General features: G+C 64.9%; 20 protein-coding genes and 1 pseudogene. 14 read left to right on the top strand and 7 right to left on the bottom strand.

Translation table 11 applies throughout. The features are described from left to right. Positions 1-14: 14 nt before the first annotated feature. Positions 15-575 carry a YqgE/AlgH family protein gene (locus ABWP22_RS13920; protein ID WP_353200584.1) on the bottom strand — a complete coding sequence of 187 codons (561 nt, stop codon included), beginning with the start codon at positions 573-575 and terminating at the stop codon, positions 15-17. Positions 576-659: 84 nt separating this feature from the next. Between ABWP22_RS13920 and ABWP22_RS13915 the strand changes: the two genes are divergently transcribed. The 6 genes from ABWP22_RS13915 (at position 660) to ABWP22_RS13890 (ending at position 5,667) form a co-directional block, all read left to right on the top strand. Continuing rightward, the gene (locus ABWP22_RS13915; RefSeq protein ID WP_353200583.1) at positions 660-1,145 is read left to right on the top strand and encodes a peroxiredoxin; all 486 of its coding nucleotides are present in this window, start codon (positions 660-662) and stop codon (positions 1,143-1,145) included. Between the two features lie 53 nt (positions 1,146-1,198). Beyond that, complete coding sequence (locus tag ABWP22_RS13910) at positions 1,199-3,436, top strand: xanthine dehydrogenase family protein molybdopterin-binding subunit (protein ID WP_353200582.1); 2,238 nt, start codon at positions 1,199-1,201, stop codon at positions 3,434-3,436. Continuing rightward, complete coding sequence (hemH, locus tag ABWP22_RS13905) at positions 3,433-4,458, top strand: ferrochelatase (protein WP_353200581.1); 1,026 nt, start codon at positions 3,433-3,435, stop codon at positions 4,456-4,458. The genes ABWP22_RS13910 and hemH overlap by 4 nt, the downstream gene beginning before the upstream one ends. 92 nt (positions 4,459-4,550) lie before the next feature. Further along, complete coding sequence (phbB, locus tag ABWP22_RS13900) at positions 4,551-5,273, top strand: acetoacetyl-CoA reductase (protein WP_353200580.1); 723 nt, start codon at positions 4,551-4,553, stop codon at positions 5,271-5,273. A gap of 3 nt (positions 5,274-5,276) precedes the next feature. After that, positions 5,277-5,462 carry a hypothetical protein gene (locus ABWP22_RS13895; RefSeq protein WP_353200579.1) on the top strand — a complete coding sequence of 62 codons (186 nt, stop codon included), beginning with the start codon at positions 5,277-5,279 and terminating at the stop codon, positions 5,460-5,462. 1 nt (position 5,463) lies between these two features. Further along, positions 5,464-5,667: a ribbon-helix-helix domain-containing protein gene (locus ABWP22_RS13890; protein WP_353200578.1), complete on the top strand. Its 204-nt coding sequence runs from the start codon at positions 5,464-5,466 to the stop codon at positions 5,665-5,667. Between the two features lie 42 nt (positions 5,668-5,709). Here ABWP22_RS13890 and ABWP22_RS13885 read toward each other — a convergent pair whose 3' ends face one another. From ABWP22_RS13885 to ABWP22_RS13875, 3 genes and pseudogenes are all read right to left on the bottom strand, one after another. Further along, a complete protein-coding gene (locus ABWP22_RS13885) occupies positions 5,710-6,333 on the bottom strand; it encodes an SOUL family heme-binding protein (protein WP_353200577.1) in 624 nt (207 codons plus the stop codon). Positions 6,334-6,353: 20 nt separating this feature from the next. Then, positions 6,354-6,833, bottom strand: coding sequence for a cupin domain-containing protein (locus tag ABWP22_RS13880; RefSeq protein WP_353200576.1), 480 nt, complete (start codon positions 6,831-6,833; stop codon positions 6,354-6,356). A 166-nt stretch (positions 6,834-6,999) separates the two neighbouring features. After that, positions 7,000-7,053 (bottom strand): annotated as a pseudogene (locus ABWP22_RS13875) (hypothetical protein); the annotation flags it as partial. A 486-nt stretch (positions 7,054-7,539) separates the two neighbouring features. On the opposite strand from ABWP22_RS13875, the gene ABWP22_RS13870 reads away from it, so the two are divergent. Continuing rightward, positions 7,540-7,785, top strand: coding sequence for a PEPxxWA-CTERM sorting domain-containing protein (locus ABWP22_RS13870; protein ID WP_353200575.1), 246 nt, complete (start codon positions 7,540-7,542; stop codon positions 7,783-7,785). Here ABWP22_RS13870 and ABWP22_RS13865 read toward each other — a convergent pair. Continuing rightward, on the bottom strand, positions 7,734-8,528 hold the full coding sequence (locus ABWP22_RS13865) for a DUF1295 domain-containing protein (RefSeq protein WP_353200574.1): 795 nt from the start codon (positions 8,526-8,528) through the stop codon (positions 7,734-7,736). The two genes, ABWP22_RS13870 and ABWP22_RS13865, sit on opposite strands and share 52 nt — an antisense overlap. Continuing rightward, complete coding sequence (locus ABWP22_RS13860) at positions 8,528-9,145, bottom strand: lysophospholipid acyltransferase family protein (RefSeq protein WP_353200573.1); 618 nt, start codon at positions 9,143-9,145, stop codon at positions 8,528-8,530. Before ABWP22_RS13860 ends, ABWP22_RS13865 begins: the two co-directional genes overlap by 1 nt. Positions 9,146-9,269: 124 nt before the next feature. On the opposite strand from ABWP22_RS13860, the gene ABWP22_RS13855 reads away from it, so the two are divergent. After that, positions 9,270-9,674, top strand: coding sequence for a DUF2177 family protein (locus ABWP22_RS13855; RefSeq protein WP_353200572.1), 405 nt, complete (start codon positions 9,270-9,272; stop codon positions 9,672-9,674). Here the strand turns inward: ABWP22_RS13855 and serB are convergent. After that, positions 9,671-10,564: a phosphoserine phosphatase SerB gene (gene serB, locus ABWP22_RS13850; RefSeq protein WP_353200571.1), complete on the bottom strand. Its 894-nt coding sequence runs from the start codon at positions 10,562-10,564 to the stop codon at positions 9,671-9,673. The genes ABWP22_RS13855 and serB overlap by 4 nt on opposite strands. Here serB and miaA point away from each other — a divergent pair. The 6 genes from miaA (at position 10,545) to ilvN (ending at position 17,002) form a co-directional block, all read left to right on the top strand. Then, on the top strand, positions 10,545-11,435 hold the full coding sequence (gene miaA, locus ABWP22_RS13845) for a tRNA (adenosine(37)-N6)-dimethylallyltransferase MiaA (RefSeq protein ID WP_353200570.1): 891 nt from the start codon (positions 10,545-10,547) through the stop codon (positions 11,433-11,435). The genes serB and miaA overlap by 20 nt on opposite strands. A 179-nt stretch (positions 11,436-11,614) precedes the next feature. Then, complete coding sequence (locus ABWP22_RS13840; protein WP_353200569.1) at positions 11,615-12,853, top strand: collagen-binding domain-containing protein; 1,239 nt, start codon at positions 11,615-11,617, stop codon at positions 12,851-12,853. Between the two features lie 188 nt (positions 12,854-13,041). Continuing rightward, positions 13,042-13,266, top strand: a complete 225-nt coding sequence (locus ABWP22_RS13835) for a hypothetical protein (RefSeq protein WP_353200568.1) — start codon at positions 13,042-13,044, stop codon at positions 13,264-13,266. Positions 13,267-13,761: 495 nt separating this feature from the next. Continuing rightward, positions 13,762-14,496, top strand: a complete 735-nt coding sequence (locus ABWP22_RS13830) for a PEPxxWA-CTERM sorting domain-containing protein (protein WP_353200567.1) — start codon at positions 13,762-13,764, stop codon at positions 14,494-14,496. A gap of 232 nt (positions 14,497-14,728) precedes the next feature. Beyond that, positions 14,729-16,489, top strand: a complete 1,761-nt coding sequence (locus ABWP22_RS13825) for an acetolactate synthase 3 large subunit (RefSeq protein ID WP_353200566.1) — start codon at positions 14,729-14,731, stop codon at positions 16,487-16,489. Positions 16,490-16,492: 3 nt separating this feature from the next. Then, positions 16,493-17,002, top strand: coding sequence for an acetolactate synthase small subunit (ilvN, locus tag ABWP22_RS13820; protein WP_353200565.1), 510 nt, complete (start codon positions 16,493-16,495; stop codon positions 17,000-17,002). Positions 17,003-17,079 lie beyond the last annotated feature (77 nt).

The raw sequence follows: 17,079 nt of genomic DNA, 5'->3' as shown, positions 1-17,079 counted from the left end.
TCGCGCGGTGAGGCTCAAGCGCGACCGGGCGTGGCCGACAGATTGGCCACGGCCACGCCGGTCAGCGCAAAGGCGCGTTCCCAGCGCCGGTCTGCGGCGACGTCCCACACGCAGGCGGTATCGGGCGGCGCGATGTGCCAGCCGTGCTGGCCAAGTTCGGTTTCGAGCTGGCCGGCGCCCCAGCCGGCATAGCCCAGCACCATGTGCCAACGCTGCGGCCCGCGCCCCTGGGCGATGGCCTGCAAGATGTCCAGCGAAGTGGTGAAGGCCCAGGCATCGCTCACCCGGATGGTGCCGGCGGCGGCATAATCGGAATCGTGCAGCACGAAACCGCGCCCCTGTTCGACCGGGCCGCCCGCCAGCACCGGCACATCCGGCGCCGCGCCGCTGGCAATGCCCAGTTGCGCCAGCACACCGTGAAAGCGGATATCCGGGTGCGGCTGGTTCACCACCAGCCCCAGCGCACCCTGATCATCGTGCAGGCACATCGCGATCACCGCGCGTTCGAAGCGATCATCGCCAATGCCCGGCATCGACAGCAGCAACTGGCCGGTGAGAAAAGGAGGCGCATGCATTGTGTCAGCATAGGCGCGTGCTGGACGCCAGCCAAGGCCAAGGCTAGGGAGTGAAGGCGGCATTTTGCTTGATGGAGAAACCCCATGACGATCAAGATTGGTGATGCGATTCCGGCAGCGACCCTGGCCAAGGCGACCGCCGATGGCCCGGCACCGGTCACCACCGATGCGCTGTTCGGCGGCCGCACCGTGGCGCTGTTTTCGGTGCCGGGTGCCTTTACGCCGACCTGTTCGGCCCGCCACCTGCCGGGTTTTGTCGACAATGCCGACGAGATGAAGGCCAAGGGCATTGACGAAATCGTCTGCATCTCGGTGAACGATGCCTTCGTGATGGGCGCCTGGGGCAAATCCGCCAATGTCGGCGAATCGATCACGATGGTGGCCGATGGCAACGGCGATTTTTCCAAGGCGCTGGGCCTCACCTTCGACGGCAGCGCCTATGGCATGGGCCTGCGCGGCCAGCGCTTCTCGATGATCGTCAAGGATGGCATCGTCACCCAGTTGAATGTCGAGCCGCCCGGCGCCTTCGGCGTTTCGTCGGCCGAGCATCTGATGGGGCAGCTCGCCTGACCCTGAAGCCGTCACGATCCCGGCGTCCATCCGGCACCGCCCCGCGCGCGGCCGTGAACCGCCGCACCCTGCTGGTGGCTGCGGTCGCCGGTGGCGGCTTGGCCGTTGGCTGGGCGCTGTGGCCACGCGCCTCCGCTGTCAATTGGGCGCCGGCGCCGGGCGACACGCTGCTCAACGCCTATGTGAAGATCGGCGCCGATGGCCGGGTCGTGGTTGCCGTGGCGCAGGCGGAGATGGGCCAGGGCATCTGGTCGGCGCTGGCGCAGATCGTCGCCGACGAACTGGGCGCCGATTGGCGCGGCGTGGGCGTGGAGCCGGCGCCGCTGGGCCCCGATTATGCCAATCCCGGCCTGGCGCTGGGGGCCGCCGCCGGCCTGTCGGAACCGATGCGATCCGTGGTGATGGCAGCCGGGCAGCGCGTGGCGCGATTTTTCGATTTTCAGATCACCGGCGGTTCGAACAGCGTGCGCGCCTGGGAGCCGCCCTTGCGCGCGGCCGCCGCGGCTGCGCGGGAAATGCTGGTGAAGGCCGCCGCGCGGCGCTGGGACGTGGATTGGCAGGAAATCGACACCGCGGGCGGCTTTGTCACCTACAAGGCCAATCGCCTGCCCTTTCACGCGCTGGTTGGCGAGATCGATCCGGACGATGCGCCTGCTGATCCGGAATTGCGAACAAATGGCCGTCTGGCCGGGCAAGCGCTGCTGCGGCTCGATGTGCCGGCCAAGGTCGATGGATCGGCGCGCTTTGGCATCGATGTGCGGCTGCCCGGCCTGGCCTATGCCGCCATCGATCAGGGCCCGATCGGCGCGCGCGTTGCCAGCCATTCGGCCTCGGCCTTGCCGGCGGGGGTCAGCATCGTTGCACAATCGGGCTTCATTGCCTGCGTGGCCGACAATTGGTTCGCCGCCCACAAGGTCCTGAAAAGCTTGTCCATCAAATGGCAGCCCGCCGAATCGGCGGCTGGCCCGTGGCTGGAGGCGGCGGTGCGCGGCGCGCTGGCCGCCGATGGCCTGCCGTTTCGCCCCACCGGCACCGTTGGCAAGGCGGTGCGCGACGATGGCGACGTGGCGATGGCGCTTGCTGGAAGCGGCGTGGTCACCGCCGAATATGGGCTGCCGTTCCTGGCCCACGCCTGTCTGGAGCCGATGACCGCCACGGCGCGGGTGGTCGATGGTCGCGTCGAGATCTGGGCGCCCACCCAAAGCGCCACGCTGGCGGCACGCGCCGTGGCGCAGGCGCTCGAGATCGATGCTGACAAGGTGGTGGTGCACCCCACGCTGCTCGGCGGCGGTTTCGGCCGCAAGGTGGAAGGCGATGCCTGCGCACAGGCCGCGCTGATCGCCCGCGCCGCCGGCCGGCCGGTGCAACTGATCTGGAGCCGCGAAGAGGATTTTGCCCACGACATGTATCGGCCGGCGGTGGCCGCGCGCTTGCATGGCAAGGCCACCCCGGATGGCATCAGCGGCTGGAATGCCGCCATCGCCGTGCCCGATGTCGGTGCGGCTTTTGCCGGGCGCAACATCGGCAGGTTTGCCGGGCGGCCCGCGGCTGGCGCCGGCGCGATCGAAGGCGCGGTCGATCTGCCCTATGCGATCCCCAATCTGCGCGTGCAGCATATCCTTGCTGATTGCACCGCGCCCTTGGGTTTCTGGCGCAGTGTCGGCCACAGTTTCACCGGCTTCATCGTCGAAAGCTTCGTCGATGAACTGGCGGCCAGCGCGGCGGTCGATCCTGGCGCGTTCCGGCTGGCCATGTTGAAGGATCGGCCGCGCCATGCCGCCGTGCTTGCGGCCGTGCTCGAAATGGGCGGGCCGTTGGGGCGCGATGCCGAATCGGCGGTGAATATGGCCAAGACCGGCGCCGTCGTGGCCAGGGGCGTTGCCCTGGTGGAAAGTTTCGGCAGCATCGTCGCCCAGATCGCCGAGGTCGTGGCGGTTCCCGGCGAGCGTCCGCGCGTCAGCAAGGTGTGGGCGGCGGTGGACTGCGGCCGTGTGATCAATCCCGACACGGTGGTGGCGCAAATCGAAGGCGGCATCGTCTATGGCCTGTCGGCCGCGCTTTTTGGCCGCATCAGTTTTTCGGGCGGCAGGGTGGAGCAGGACAACTTCCACGCCTATCCACTGATCACCATGGCCGACTGCCCCGAAATCGATGTGCGCATCATCCCGTCTGCTGCTGACCCCGGCGGCATCGGCGAGCCCGGTACCCCGCCGATCGCGCCGGCGGTGGCCAATGCGCTGTTTGCCGCCTCCGGCCGGCGCTGGCGCACATTGCCGTTTTTCCCTGCATGATGATTCCGCTCAATCTGCCGCCGCTGGCCCTGCCGGCGGATCACGTGGCCGTGAAGGCCGGGCGCGTTGGCGTGCTGCTGGTCAATCTCGGCTCGCCCGATGCGCCGGATGTGCCCGCTGTCCGCCGCTTTCTGGGCGAATTCCTGTCAGACAAGCGGGTGATCGAAATTCCGGCCTTCCTGTGGCAGCCGATTCTCAATCTGCTCATCCTCAACATCCGCCCGCGCACGGCGGCGGCCAATTATGCCAAGGTCTGGCTGCCCGAAGGCTCGCCGATCACCGTTTACACCCGCCAACAGGCCGAAGCGCTGCAGTTGCGCCTGGGGCAGGCTGTGCAGGTCGATTGGGCCATGCGCTATGGCACGCGCTCCATCGGCGAGCGGCTGGAAGCGATGATGAAATCCGGCTGCGATCGCATCCTGCTCGCGCCGATGTATCCGCAATACAGCGGTGCCACCAACGCCACCGTGGTCGACGAAGCGTCGCGCGTGTTGATGGCGATGCGCTGGCAGCCGGCGCTGCGCACACTGCCGCCCTATTACGACAATCCCGATCATATCGCTGCGCTGGCGCAATCGGTGCGCGATGGGCTGGCGTCGCTTGATTTCACCCCCGATCTGATTGTCACCAGTTTCCACGGCATGCCGCAAAGCACGCTGGCTGCCGGCGATCCCTATCATTGCCAGTGCCGCAAGACCGGGCGCTTGCTGCAGGATGCGCTCGGCCTGCCGGTCCGCGTCACCTTCCAGTCGCGCTTTGGCCGCGCCGAATGGCTGAAGCCCTATACTGACGACACCTTGCTCGCCCTGCCGAAAGAGGGCGTGAAGAAGATTGCGGTTGTCTGCCCCGGATTCGCCGCCGATTGCCTGGAAACACTGGAAGAAGTGGCGATGGAAGGCCGTGACGAATTTCTGGAGGCCGGCGGCAGCGATTTCGCCTATCTGCCCTGTCTGAACGCCAGCGATACTGGCATGGCCATGCTGGAAGCCATCGTTGGCCGCGAATTGGCGGGTTGGCTGTAATGGCCTGTTGAACGGGCTGCAATTCCGTATCAAGGTGAGAAAAGTTGTACCGCAAGCTACAGGGCGGGCGCTGGGAAAGGTTGGATTTCGATATGGCACGGGTGGCAGTGGTAACCGGCGGCACGCGCGGGATTGGCGAAGCGATCAGTCTGGCGCTGCACGGGATGGGCGTGACCGTGGCAGCCAATTATGGCGGCAGCGATGAAAAGGCGCGCGCCTTCACCGAAGCGACCGGCATCAAGAGTTACAAATGGAATGTCGCCGATCACCAGGCCTGCCTCGATGGCTGCGCGCAGGTGGTGGCCGATCTGGGGCCGATCGACATCGTGGTGAACAACGCCGGCATCACCCGCGACGGCACGCTGATGAAAATGAGCTGGGAAGCCTGGGACGAGGTGATCCGTGTCAATCTGGGCGGCTGCTTCAACATGGCCAAGGCGACCTTTGTGGGCATGAAGGAACGCGGCTGGGGCCGTTATGTGCAGATCGGCAGCATCAACGGCCAGGCCGGGCAATATGGCCAGGTGAATTATGCTGCGGCGAAGTCCGGCATCCACGGCTTCACCAAGGCGCTGGCCCAGGAAGGCGCGCGTTTCGGCATCACCGCCAATGCGATTGCGCCCGGCTATATCGATACCGACATGGTTGCCGCGGTGCCGGCGGATGTGCTGGCCAAGATCGTTGCCAAGATCCCGGTCGGCCGGCTGGGCCAGGCCAACGAAATCGCCCGCGCCGTGGCGTTCCTGTCCAGCGATGATGGCGGCTTCATCACCGGATCGACGCTGTCGATCAACGGTGGGCAGCATATGTATTGAGCGATGAAGGGTCGGTTTCGCGACAGCCTTGGCGCAGCCTGGTTGCTGGTGCCGGTGGTTCCGCTGGTGGTGGTTGGCGTGCCATGGTTGTTGACCAAGGCCGCCGCAGCCACCGGCATTGCCTGGCTGACCTGTGCGACGGTGCCGATCCTGATGATGTCCGTGACGCAGCGCTCTCTCAGGCGCTGACGTGCCAAAAAAATACAGCCTCACCATCCAGGGCCATGCCACCAGCTTGACCCTGGAACCGATCTTCTGGGCGGCGCTGAACGAAGCCGCGGCGCAGGAGGGCAAATCGCTGGCCGCCCTCGTCGCCGAAATCGACGAAGCGCGCACCACCAACCTGTCGAGCGCGGTGCGCGTCTGGCTGTTTGAACGGGCGCGGGCTGGTTAAAGCGGCTGGCGCCGTATGAGGGCAATGCCAGTGGCCAATGGTTCAGGTGGCAGCATCCGGCGCGATGGGGATCATCACTTCGTTGCGGCGCAGGAACCACAACGTCCACGGCGGATCATATTGCGCCAGGGCCGGCGGCCCGATCGCGTGCAGATGCTGTGCGCTGACAAAGCCCTGCAAGGCGGCGGTTTTTGCCGCGATGCTGTCCGGCCGGGCCAGGCCGCTGAAGCGGACCACGGCCATGCGCGCCGGCGGGATGCCTTTGAGTTGCACCCTGGGATTGTTCGGCCGGGGCAGGTTTTCCAGCGTCGAGCCCTTGGGCATGATGAAGCTGATCACCCACGCGCCATCGCCGCCGCTCTGCATCACGGGGGCGGTCATCGGAATCTTCTGGCTGGCAGCCTGCATGACCGGTGCCGTCATGGCGATCTTCTGCCGGGCGGTGTTGCCGCCAAAGATATAGCCGGCAAGCAGGCGAAAGCCGGCGCTCGCGGCGGCCTTGCGGTCACCGGATACCGCGACTTCAGCGACCATCAGCGCGGGATAAGCGCGGACTTCAAAATCAGCCTTGGCCAGGCTGACGGTGAAGGCGGGTTCTTCGGCGGCGATGGCACAGGCTCCTGTCAGGCAGAGGCCCACTATCAGGGCAAAATATCGCGGTGTCATGGCGTGTGCAATCAGCCGAATCAACCGTGCTGGTCGGGCGCATGGCCGGGCTGCGTCGACCAGTCCGCAGGTTCGTCATCCGTGTCGGCGCTGGCAATGGCGGCGGTGGCCTGCACCTTGCCGGGGCTGTGGTGCGCCGGGGCATAAATGGCATAGACCTGCATGGGCGTGGTGCCGGTGTTGGTGATGTTGTGCCAGGTTTGCGCCGGCACCAGCACGCACCAGCCGTCGGACACCTGCGCATCAAAGCTCATCTGATCCTTGGCTGTCCCCATCTGGACGCGGCCGGTGCCCGCCTCAAGCCGCAGGAACTGGTCGGTATCGGGATGCGCCTCCAGGCCGATGTCACCACCAACCGGAATCGACATCAGCGTGACCTGCAGGAAGCGGCCGCTCCACGCGACCGAACGATAATCGCCATTCTGCGTTGTCGCGCGTTCGATGTCGAACGCTTGCGGCTGTGGGCCGATGTCCTCGATGTGTGCGCCCGTGCCTGACATGGCCGATCTCCTGAAGACCGGAAGCTTAGGGGCAACCAGGCGGGCCGAAAGGCTCGGAAACCACCCACACTGAACAAGTGACGCTGTCTTCAACGGCGTTTGGGCGGCCGCGGGAAAAGCCCCGACGTTCGCGCGATATCGTCGGCATGGCCCGGCCGGTGCGTCTTCAAGCCAGGGTCCAGATCGGCGCGCCGGCCGCAACGCCGACGATGAACATGCCCCACCTTGCAGTGAAGTCGCCGAAATAATTCGGATGGCGGGCCTAAGCGCGCTGAGACCTGCTGCAGTAGCGGCCGACCACGCAGATATACGGATGGTTTTCATAGCGCCAACGGCCGAAGATGAGAATGGCGGGATGCACCGTTGGCTTGGCAAGAGGAGGATCGACGGTGAAGATTGGCCTTCGTATGATGCTTCTGGGCATGGTGGCAGCGACGGCGTTGCCGGCTGCGGCCAGCGTCCTTTACGTGTTTCGCACTGTAAACACTGCGACGCCCTTGCCGTTCACCGTTCTTGACACATCGAACGGTGTATCGGTGTTCAGCTTCACCATCCCGCCCCCTATCCCGGTCCGCTGTTCGACCATGATTCGGAGCACTGGTATACCAAGACCTACCTACACAGCATTATATTTCGGGGGCTGGCGGCTATTGGTGACCCCGTACCCTTTGTCGACGCCAGGTTTACCCCGCGTGATCTTGGAAAATTGACCAGCAGTCGTGATCTAACGCAGGGATTTACCAACACTGATCTTTATGCTTATCGATTGCTGTTCGCCAACTTCCAGATAACCGCGGTGGAAGCAAGGTTGGTGGACGCCTATATCCCCGAACCGGCCAGTTGGGCGATGCTGCTTGCCGGTTTCGGCCTGACCGGAATGGCCCTGCGGCGCCGGCGGTTTCAGCTGCGACGGGGCGGCAGCGGGAAAAACCCCGACGTGCGGCGGATATAGTCCTCATAGCCCGGCCGGTGTTTCTTCAGGCTGTGTTCCAGCATCGGTGCGCCGGACCAGCGGGTGAGGGTGAAGCTGAGGAAGATCGGCCCGATGATCGTCCAGATCGGCGCGCCGGCCGCAACGCCGACGATGAAAATGCCCCACCAGGCGGTGAAGTCGCCGAAATAATTGGGGTGGCGGGTATAGCGCCACAGGCCGGTATCCAGCACCTTGCCCTTGCTGGCCGGATTCTTGCGGAAAGCTTCGAGCTGCGCGTCGCCGATGGTTTCGAAGCCGATGCCGATCAAGGCGATGGCGACGCCGGCCCAGCCCCATAGTGGCAGCGGGCCGCCGCTGTCGGCCAAAATCCCGGTCTGCGCCGGCAGCGACACGGCCCACAACAACGGCCCTTGCAGGCCGAACACCTGCAACAGTGCCGTGCGTTCGAAGCTCCAGCCTTTTTTGGCGAGCGCGCTGGCCATGATCTTTTCATAGCGCGGATCGCGACCCAGCCGGCGCCAGCGGGCAAACAGATGGCCGCCCAGGCGCAGGCCCCACAAGCTTACCAGCGCCAGCAGCGCCCAGCCCGCCGGCCCGGCCGGGCCGCCGGCCAGCACGGTGGCGACCGCGACGGCATAGACCATGCCCCAGGCCCAGACGACATCGATGAACGAAACATCGCGGATGCTGACCGCGATCCGCCAGCAGGCCAGCATCAACGCAACGACGGCCACCAGGGTGAGGGCGAGACTGCTGACCATCAGGCAGCCCTGGCGTAGGGTTTTTCGCTGGCGGCAAGGATTGACTGCATCGCCTTGTGCGGATGGCGCGGCGTGGTGTTGTGGTAAAATTCCTCGATCCGCATCATGTCGGCCGCATAATCACCGCTCGGCATGAAGGCCTGCGCCAGGCCGCCCATCTTCTTGGCATAATCCATCATGCCGACGATCAACGGCACGCCGGCGCCCATGGCGATGTGATAGAAACCCGTGCGCCACTGCGCCACGCTGCTGCGGGTGCCTTCGGGCGCAATGGTCAGCAGGAATTCGTCGCGGCGGGCAAATTCGTCGATCATCGCCTGCACATAATTGCCGCCGGCTTCGCGGTTGATTGCCACGCCGCCCATGTCGCGCATGAAGCGCCCCAGCGGCCATTGGAACAATTGGCGTTTGGCCATGAAGCTGGGCGCGATGCCGAGATCACGGGTGAGGCCGATGAAATAGAGGAAATCCCAATTCGATGTGTGCGGCGCAGCGATGATGATGGCCTTCTTGGGGATCGATCCGTGGCTGACCGCTTGCCAGCCTTGCGCGCGATAGAAGCGCAGCAGCATCCCCTCCAGCCGGCGCGACAGCCACAGCTTCTTTCTGTCGGTCATGCGATCCCCCACATATCGTGCCGGGCGTTTGCCGCCCGCATTGCCAGCGACACAGCATCGCGGATGCCGGGTGCAATTGTCAAACCGGGTGGCAAAGCCGCGACATTTGGCTATGGCGCGAAGCATGACAAAGATGCTGATCGCCTATTTCGCCACGCTGGTGGCCTTTGCTGCCATTGATGCCGTGTGGCTGATCAACATGGCGCCGCGCCTGTACAAGCCCGAAATCGGCGAAGTGATGATGGAAAACGGCTTTCGGCTGGCACCGGCGATGATCTTCTACGCCCTCTATATCGGCGGCATCGTCTATTTCGCGGTGTGGCCGGGCCTGACCGAAGGGATTGCGCGCGCGGCGCTGCAGGGCGCGGTGCTGGGTTTCCTGTGCTATGCCACCTATGATTTCACCAACTATGCCACGCTGAAGGTGTGGAGCCTGAAGGTGACCGTGCTCGATCTGATCTGGGGCACCTTCCTCACCGGCAGCACGGCGGCGCTGGGCACCTGGATCACGGGCAAGTTCACCGCCTAACCATTGATCCAATCGGCACGGCGATAGCCCTGCGCGCGCAGCAGCACGGTGAGATCGCCGCTGCGCACATGGGCCCGGGCCGCAGCAGCGGTTTTCGGCTTGGCGTGATAGGCGATGCCCAACCCGCCGGCATCGACCGCCGCCGTGATCATCGGAATGTCGTTGGCGCCGTCGCCCACCACCAGCGCGGCGCTCAGTGCGGTGCCATCGGCTTCCAGCAGGATGCGTTTGGCGGCGGCATCGATGATCGGATCGGCCACCGTGCCCGCCAGCACGTCGCCATCAAGATCGAGTCGGTTGGCCACAACGCGCGCAAAGCCGATCTGGCGCGCCACCGGCACGGCGAAGTGCATGAAGCCGCCGGACACCAGCAGCGATCGCGCGCCGTTCGCCACCATGGTCTGCACCAACGTGCGCGCACCGGGCGTCAGCCGCACCCGCTCCTTCAGGCATTGATCCAGCGTGGCGACCGGCAGCCCCTTCAGCAGCGCGACGCGGGCATGCAGCGCGCCGGCAAAATCCAGTTCGCCCCGCATCGCCGATTCGGTCACCGCGGCCACTTGCGCTTTCACGCCGGCATAATCGGCGAGCTCATCGATGCACTCGCAACTGATCATGGTCGAATCCATGTCGGCCACGATCAGCGTCTTGCGGCGCGGGCTGGCCGCAGGCTGCACGATCACATCGACTGCTGCCAGCGCGGTTTCCAGCGCCGCCCGGATGCTGGCGGCATCGCCGCGCGCCATGATGTCGAAGGCGTCACCGGCCTCCAGCCAGCTTTGCGCCACGATGCCGGCGCCGGTATTGGCCACCACATCGCTTGCCGCCGACGCGTCGCCGGGCGACAAGCGGCCTTCGGCAACCAGGGTGATGATGAGCGCTTCCGACATTGACCTCGATCCTGAACGGGTCACGGTTCTTACAGGGCCGACCGCGGGCGGCAAGTCTGCACTGGCGCTGGCGTTGGGAGCCTGCGTGAATGCTGTGATCATCAACGCCGATGCCAGCCAGCTCTATGATTGCCTGGCGGTGGTATCGGCGCGGCCCACCCCGGCGGATGCCGCTGCGGTGCCGCATCGCCTGTATGGCGTGCTGGCCGGCGATGATGTGTGCACGGCGGCGCGCTGGGCAGAGATGGCGAAGGCCGAGATTGCGGCGGCGCGCAACGGCGGCCTGCACCCGATCGTGGTGGGCGGCACCGGCCTGTATCTGGTGGCGCTGGTGCACGGGCTGGCGCCGGTGCCGGAGATCGATGCCGGGGTGCGGGCGGCGGTGCGGGCCTTGTCCACCGATGCGGCGCGCGCGGCGTTGCTGCAGGAAGATCCGGCCAGCGCTGCGCGGCTGATGCCGGCGGATCGGCAACGCACGCTGCGCGCGCTGGAAGTGGCGCGCAGCAGTGGCCGCACGCTGGGCGATTGGCAGCAGCAACGTGAAGGCGGGATTGGCGAAGCCGCGGTGCAGGGCCTGGTGGTGGAGCGGCCGCGTGCCGATCTGCATGCGCGAGCCGAAGCGCGGCTCGATGCCATGCTGGCGGCCGGTGCGCTGGCGGAAGTGGCGGCGCTGTTGGCGTTGAACCTGCCGGCCGAGGCACCGGTGATGAAGGCGCTGGCGGTGCCGCAACTGGCGGCGCATCTGGCCGGGGCGATTGGCCTCGACCAGGCGATGGCACAGGCGCTGTTTGCCACCCGCCAATATCAGAAGCGGCAGGCCACCTGGGCGCGCGGCCAGGTGCCGGGGTGGCAGCGGGTGATCCTGGGATAGGCTGTGCCTGATCCGGCGCAGCACCGACGATCGGCAGGCCAGCGCGGCGGGGCCGCTGGTCAGACGCAGAAAATCGCACGTCGCGGTGGTTGATTTGCGTATTAACCAAAAATTAGTATTTATTTCGCGTTAAGATTGTGTAAACAGACGGGCAAGGGAGTCAGTCAGGGATATTCAGTATGTCGGGTACGGGGCGTTGGGCGGGCATGGCGTTGCCGGCCGCAGTGATGGCCGTTATGGCGAGCGTGCCGGCCGCAGCCGTTGCGCCGCTTTCCCCGCCGCTTTCCACGCCGGCACGCGATGGCTTGCAGGCGATGCGGGAACTCAATCTGGTCGTGCTCGGCAACATGACCACCAGCAGCCAGGTGGAAGGCAAGGCCTTCATCGCGGGCGATCTCAACGGTTCCAGTAGCTTCGGCGCGGGCCGCAGCGCGCAGGGTGCGACGCCTTCGCCGCGGCGCACGCTGACGGTTGGCGGCAATCTGAACGCAAACATCAATCTGAACAACGGCCCCAACGGCAACAACGGCCCGGTGGCGACCAACCACGGTGTGCTGGTTGGCGGCAACTATACGGTCGGTTCGATCAACGGTGCCGCTGCGGTCGATGTCGGCGGCAATATCACCGGCGGCGGCAATTTGAACCTTGCCAACGGTCAGGTTGTCAATGCCGGCGGCAACATCAGCGCTTCGATGAACGGTTCCAATGCCAGCCAGACGGTCAATGCCGGTGGCAGTATCAACGGCAATGCCAATGGCGCCGTCTTCAACCGCAATCTTGGCGCCGGCTGGAACGCAGCTAGCACCTCGCTGGCCACGGCGGCTGAGGCGGCAACGCTCACAACCAATCTGGGTGCGCTGTCGCAGGCCTTGCGCGGGCTCACGCTGGCCAGCAATCCCAGCTTTGTCACCATGGGTGGGCAGGGGCCGATCTTCCAGGCGGTCAATGGCGGCAACGATTTTGCGCTGCTCAACATTTCGGGCGGCCTGCTGAACAGCAACGAGATTGCCTTCACCCAGAGCGGTGGGCCGATGCCGATCATCATCAACGTGTCGGGTACCAGCATCAATTGGCGCGGCAACAGCGTCGGCGGCTACAATGCCAGCCTCAATCCCTTCCTGATCTGGAATTTCTACGAAGCGACCAGCCTCACCATCGGCGGCGCGATGAAGCATGGTTCGATCCTGGCGCCGTTGGCCAATCTGATCACCAGCGGTGTCGATCTGGAAGGCTCGATCGTGGTGCGCAACTTCACGCAAAGCGGGCAGGTCCACCTCGGCACCTATGCCGGTGACAGTAATTATCTGCCCAATCCCGTGCCCGAACCCGGCAGCTGGATGATGATGATTGCCGGATTCGGCCTTGTCGGCGCCATGAGGCGCCGCCGGGCTGCAACCGAGGTAAGTCTCAATGCGTAACTGCCGTGCTGTCGCAACGCACAAATGATTTGGCCGCATGGATCGAACAACTGGCCGCAATGGGTGAATTTTCCTATTTGCAGCAGCGGTTTGTAACGTGACCGAAACCTCTTGTGTCTAGGTGCGGTGCAGCAATCGTGGGGAACGCGGCAATGCGAGTGATGTGTTTGGCAGTATTGGCCATGGCGATGTCTCCGGTTCCGGCTGCGGCCGCGGTGATGTTGCAGGTCGGCGCCGGTGCCACGCCGCCCTGTTACCTCGATTCACCCGCATGTGACCCCGGCCTCGCCGTGCCGCAGGGCAGCACGGGGGACAGCTTGCCCGAACCTGCGGTCGCCGCCATCGTCGGCCTTGCCCTTCTCGGATTGGCCCTCAGCGGCCGCCGCACGGGCATGCCCCAAGTCGTATCCTGATCCGGGATCGGGCGAGCTTCGATCGCAGTTAGGTTCCCCTCTGCGTTGCGGAGAGAGGCGAGACCCGCGTGGGCGCGCGCTCCCGGTCGGCGCCGCAAAGCACAATTTCACCGTCTTGTTGACGCCGGCAAATCGCCTCTCCCGATGGCCGAGAGGCGCTGATCAACATATGCGCAAGCGGTCTCCAGCCCGTTTTGGGGCCAGCTTGGCGCAGGCCGCGTGGCGATGTGATAACACCGGCTTTCCACACCAGATCCGTGCGCGCGCAGCGGCCGTTGCCGGCGTGTCGGCGGGCAGCCGCGCGGTCGCTGCGGACCGGCTTTTTCAAAAACGCCTCAAAAGTGTCGGCTGGCTTTACAACTGCGCGTTCTGGTTGACGTTAACTTTTACTTAACTACATGGAAATAAAGGGGTCGCCAAAACTGGCACGTTAATTGCTTATAAACCAAATGTGCAGCCAGGCCCGGCTGCAACATGGTTGCAAGGGAATCTGAAATGCGTGTTAAAGTTGCTCTTTCCATCGCCGCGGCCCTGGTCGCCGCCACGCCTGCGCTGGCCGTCACCAACCTGATCACCAACGGCAGCTTCGAAGCCGGCACTGTCGGTTCCACTGCGTTCACCGGCTGGACCAAGTCCGGCACGGTTGGCGATGTCTATCCGGCCAGCGTCATCGCTTATGGAAGCGGCGCCAGCTATCCGGGCGGCGCGTTTGGCGAAGCTGTGACCCCTGACAATGTTGTCGGCTCGGGCAGCCCGGACGCCGTTGGCACCAAGGCGGCTTATTTCGTCAGTGACCTGTCGGTGAATGAGAGCCTTACCCAGCTCACCTATCTGACGCCGGGCAACTACCGCGTCGGCTTCAGCTTCTATCTGACCGCCAATGGCCTCGCCAACGTCAACAATTCCAGCCTGAAGGTCACCATTCTGAGCATTCCGGTGGCGATGACCAACATCACCGGTTCTTCGACGGGGCAAACCTGGTTCTACGCCACCGGTGTTGGCCAGATCGTGTCGCCGGGCTTCTACCCGACCGCGCTGGTATTCAACTCCAACGGCGATCCGTCGAAGGACGTCGTGGTTGATCGCGTGTTCGCCATCAGCACCACCGATGCCGCCGATGTCGTGATCCCGGCCATTCCGGAACCGGCCACCTGGGCGATGCTGGTCGCCGGTTTCGGCATGGTTGGCTTCGGCCTGCGCCGTCGCCGCCCGACCGTGGTGGCCGCCTGAACCTGATCGCCATCCCCGGTTCGCCGGGGCTGGTACTGCAGGCCCCCGTCGCATCGCGGCGGGGGTCTTGTTGTATCGGCGACGGATTGTAGACAGCAAACTTGCCAAATATTGTTTCAATACCGGCATTTTGCGCATGAAAATTACGCAGTTTGGGGTTGACGCAGCATTTTGCTTCTCTTAACAGCAGCCGTCCGCCGAATTGTGGATATGTCATTCTGGAAAGCAGATCATGGGCCTGGAGATTGCCGGCGCCGAAATCGTTGTGCAGGCGCTGATCGATCTCGGCGTTGAGGTGGTGTTCGGTTATCCGGGCGGCGCCGTGTTGCCGATTTACGACGCGCTGTTCCAGCAGAATCGCATCCGCCACATTCTCGTGCGCCATGAACAGGCTGCGGTGCATGCCGCTGAAGGCTATGCACGCAGCAGCGGCAAGGTCGGCGTGGTGCTGGTCACCTCCGGCCCCGGCGCCACCAATGCGGTGACTGGCATCACCGATGCGCTGATGGATTCGGTGCCGCTGGTGGTGATCACCGGCCAGGTGCCGACGCATCTGATCGGCACGGACGCCTTCCAGGAATGCGACACGGTCGGCATCACGCGCCACTGTTCCAAGCACAACTATCTGGTGAAGGACACGGCCAGGCTCGGCCCGGTGCTGCACGAGGCCTTTTACATCGCGCGTTCAGGCAGACCTGGCCCGGTGGTGATCGACATCCCCAAGGATGTGCAGATTTTCAAGGCGCGCTATATCAAGCCGGGCACCATTGCGCACAAGACCTACAAGCCGCAGGTCAAGGGCGATCTCGCCGCCATCGAAGCGGCGGTGGACATGCTGGCCGCGGCCGAGCGCCCGATCCTTTATACCGGCGGCGGCATCATCAATTCCGGCCCGGTGGCCAGCCAGTTGCTGCGCGAACTCGCCAAGGCGAGCGGTGCGCCGGTGACCAGCACGTTGATGGGCCTGGGCACGCTGCCGGCCGATCATCCGCAGTTCCTCGGCATGCTCGGCATGCACGGGTCTTACGAAGCCAACATGGCGATGAACCGCTGCGACCTGATGGTCTGCCTGGGCGCGCGTTTCGATGATCGCGTCACCGGGCGGCTGGATGCGTTCAGCCCCACCAGCCGCAAGATTCATGTCGATATCGATCGCTCCAGCTTCAACAAGACGGTGCGGGTCGATCTGACCATCCAGGGCGACGTTGGCTCTGTGCTGGAGGATATGATGAAGGTCTGGCGCGCGCGTGGGCATGCGCCGGCCGACCTCGCGCCCTGGTGGGCACAGATCGCCGGCTGGCGCGCGCGCAACAGCTTCGGCTTTGAGCAGAAGGGCGTTGATCCGTCTGGAGCGCTGCTGCCGCAAAAGGCCATCCAGCGGCTGTACGAGATGACCAAGGCGAAGAAGCCGATCATCTCGACGGAAGTCGGCCAGCATCAGATGTGGGCGGCGCAGCATTTCGGTTTCCACGAGCCGAACAAGTGGCTGACCAGCGGCGGGCTGGGCACCATGGGCTATGGCCTGCCCGCCGCCATCGGCGCGCAACTGGCCTTCCCGGGCGCGCTGGTGATCGACATCGCCGGCGAAGCCAGCATCCAGATGAACATCCAGGAACTCGGCACGGCGACGCAATATCGCCTGCCGGTGAAGATCTTCATCATCAACAACGAATATATGGGCATGGTGCGCCAGTGGCAGGAACTGAACCACGGCAGCCGGTACAGCGAGAGCTATTCCGACAGCCTGCCGGATTTCGTGAAGCTGGCTGAGGCCTATGGCTGGAAGGGCGTCGTCATCGATGGCCCCGGCAATCTCGATGCGGGCATCCAGGCGATGCTCGATCACCCCGGCCCGGTGGTGGTGGATTGCCGGGTGTCGAAACTGGCCAATTGCTTCCCGATGATCCCGTCGGGCGCGGCGCACACGGACATGATCCTGAGCGCGGCGGACGAGGTCGGCCCGGCGGATGATGATGCGAAGGCGCTGGTGTAAGCCATGAAACACCTCCCTCCCGAGCGGCACACGCTGTCGATCCTCGTCGACAACGAAGCCGGTGTGCTCGCCCGCATCGTCGGTCTGTTTTCGGCGCGCGGCTATAATATCGAAAGCCTGACCGTCGCCGATGTGTCGGATGATCATCTGGTCAGCCGCATCACCGTCGTCACCAGCGGGCCGCCGCCGGTGATCGAGCAGATCATGGCGCAGCTCGACCGGCTGGTGCCGGTGCACCGCGTGCTGGATCTGACGGCGCTGGGCCCCCACGTCGAGCGCGAGATGGCGCTGGTGAAGGTGGCCGGCACCGGCGACAAGCGCGTGGAAGCGCTGCGGCTGGCCGATATCTTCCGGGCGCGGCCGGTCGATACCAGCACCAACAGTTTCGTGTTCGAAGTGTCGGGATCGACCGACAAGGTCAACCAGTTCATCGCCCTGATGCGCGAGGTCGGCCTGGTGGAGGTCGCGCGCACCGGGGTTGTGGCCATCGCCCGCGGCGCGGAGGCGGCGTGAATTCTCCCCTCCCGCTTGCGGGAGGGGCCGGGGGTGGGCATTCGTCCCGCGACCCCAATGTGTCGTTAGGGCGGTGA

Origin of the sequence: Sandarakinorhabdus sp. (genome assembly GCF_040398665.1) — a bacterium.
Taxonomy (GTDB): domain Bacteria; phylum Pseudomonadota; class Alphaproteobacteria; order Sphingomonadales; family Sphingomonadaceae; genus Sandarakinorhabdus.
This window is presented reverse-complemented; position numbering and strand designations above follow the sequence as displayed.

What these genes read in the sequence shown, in the direction of transcription:
- ilvN (WP_353200565.1), top strand. Translation starts at nt 16,493, where the DNA reads ATGAAACACCTCCCTCCCGAGCGGCACACGCTGTCGATCCTCGTCGAC.
- ABWP22_RS13835 (WP_353200568.1), top strand. Translation starts at nt 13,042, where the DNA reads ATGTCTCCGGTTCCGGCTGCGGCCGCGGTGATGTTGCAGGTCGGCGCC.
- phbB (WP_353200580.1), top strand. Translation starts at nt 4,551, where the DNA reads ATGGCACGGGTGGCAGTGGTAACCGGCGGCACGCGCGGGATTGGCGAA.
- miaA (WP_353200570.1), top strand. Translation starts at nt 10,545, where the DNA reads ATGATGAGCGCTTCCGACATTGACCTCGATCCTGAACGGGTCACGGTT.
- ABWP22_RS13865 (WP_353200574.1), bottom strand. Translation starts at nt 8,528, where the DNA reads ATGGTCAGCAGTCTCGCCCTCACCCTGGTGGCCGTCGTTGCGTTGATG.
- ABWP22_RS13895 (WP_353200579.1), top strand. Translation starts at nt 5,277, where the DNA reads ATGAAGGGTCGGTTTCGCGACAGCCTTGGCGCAGCCTGGTTGCTGGTG.
- ABWP22_RS13880 (WP_353200576.1), bottom strand. Translation starts at nt 6,833, where the DNA reads ATGTCAGGCACGGGCGCACACATCGAGGACATCGGCCCACAGCCGCAA.
- ABWP22_RS13825 (WP_353200566.1), top strand. Translation starts at nt 14,729, where the DNA reads ATGGGCCTGGAGATTGCCGGCGCCGAAATCGTTGTGCAGGCGCTGATC.
- ABWP22_RS13855 (WP_353200572.1), top strand. Translation starts at nt 9,270, where the DNA reads ATGACAAAGATGCTGATCGCCTATTTCGCCACGCTGGTGGCCTTTGCT.
- serB (WP_353200571.1), bottom strand. Translation starts at nt 10,564, where the DNA reads ATGTCGGAAGCGCTCATCATCACCCTGGTTGCCGAAGGCCGCTTGTCG.
- ABWP22_RS13915 (WP_353200583.1), top strand. Translation starts at nt 660, where the DNA reads ATGACGATCAAGATTGGTGATGCGATTCCGGCAGCGACCCTGGCCAAG.
- ABWP22_RS13885 (WP_353200577.1), bottom strand. Translation starts at nt 6,333, where the DNA reads ATGACACCGCGATATTTTGCCCTGATAGTGGGCCTCTGCCTGACAGGA.
- ABWP22_RS13920 (WP_353200584.1), bottom strand. Translation starts at nt 575, where the DNA reads ATGCATGCGCCTCCTTTTCTCACCGGCCAGTTGCTGCTGTCGATGCCG.
- ABWP22_RS13860 (WP_353200573.1), bottom strand. Translation starts at nt 9,145, where the DNA reads ATGACCGACAGAAAGAAGCTGTGGCTGTCGCGCCGGCTGGAGGGGATG.
- ABWP22_RS13830 (WP_353200567.1), top strand. Translation starts at nt 13,762, where the DNA reads ATGCGTGTTAAAGTTGCTCTTTCCATCGCCGCGGCCCTGGTCGCCGCC.
- ABWP22_RS13840 (WP_353200569.1), top strand. Translation starts at nt 11,615, where the DNA reads ATGTCGGGTACGGGGCGTTGGGCGGGCATGGCGTTGCCGGCCGCAGTG.
- hemH (WP_353200581.1), top strand. Translation starts at nt 3,433, where the DNA reads ATGATGATTCCGCTCAATCTGCCGCCGCTGGCCCTGCCGGCGGATCAC.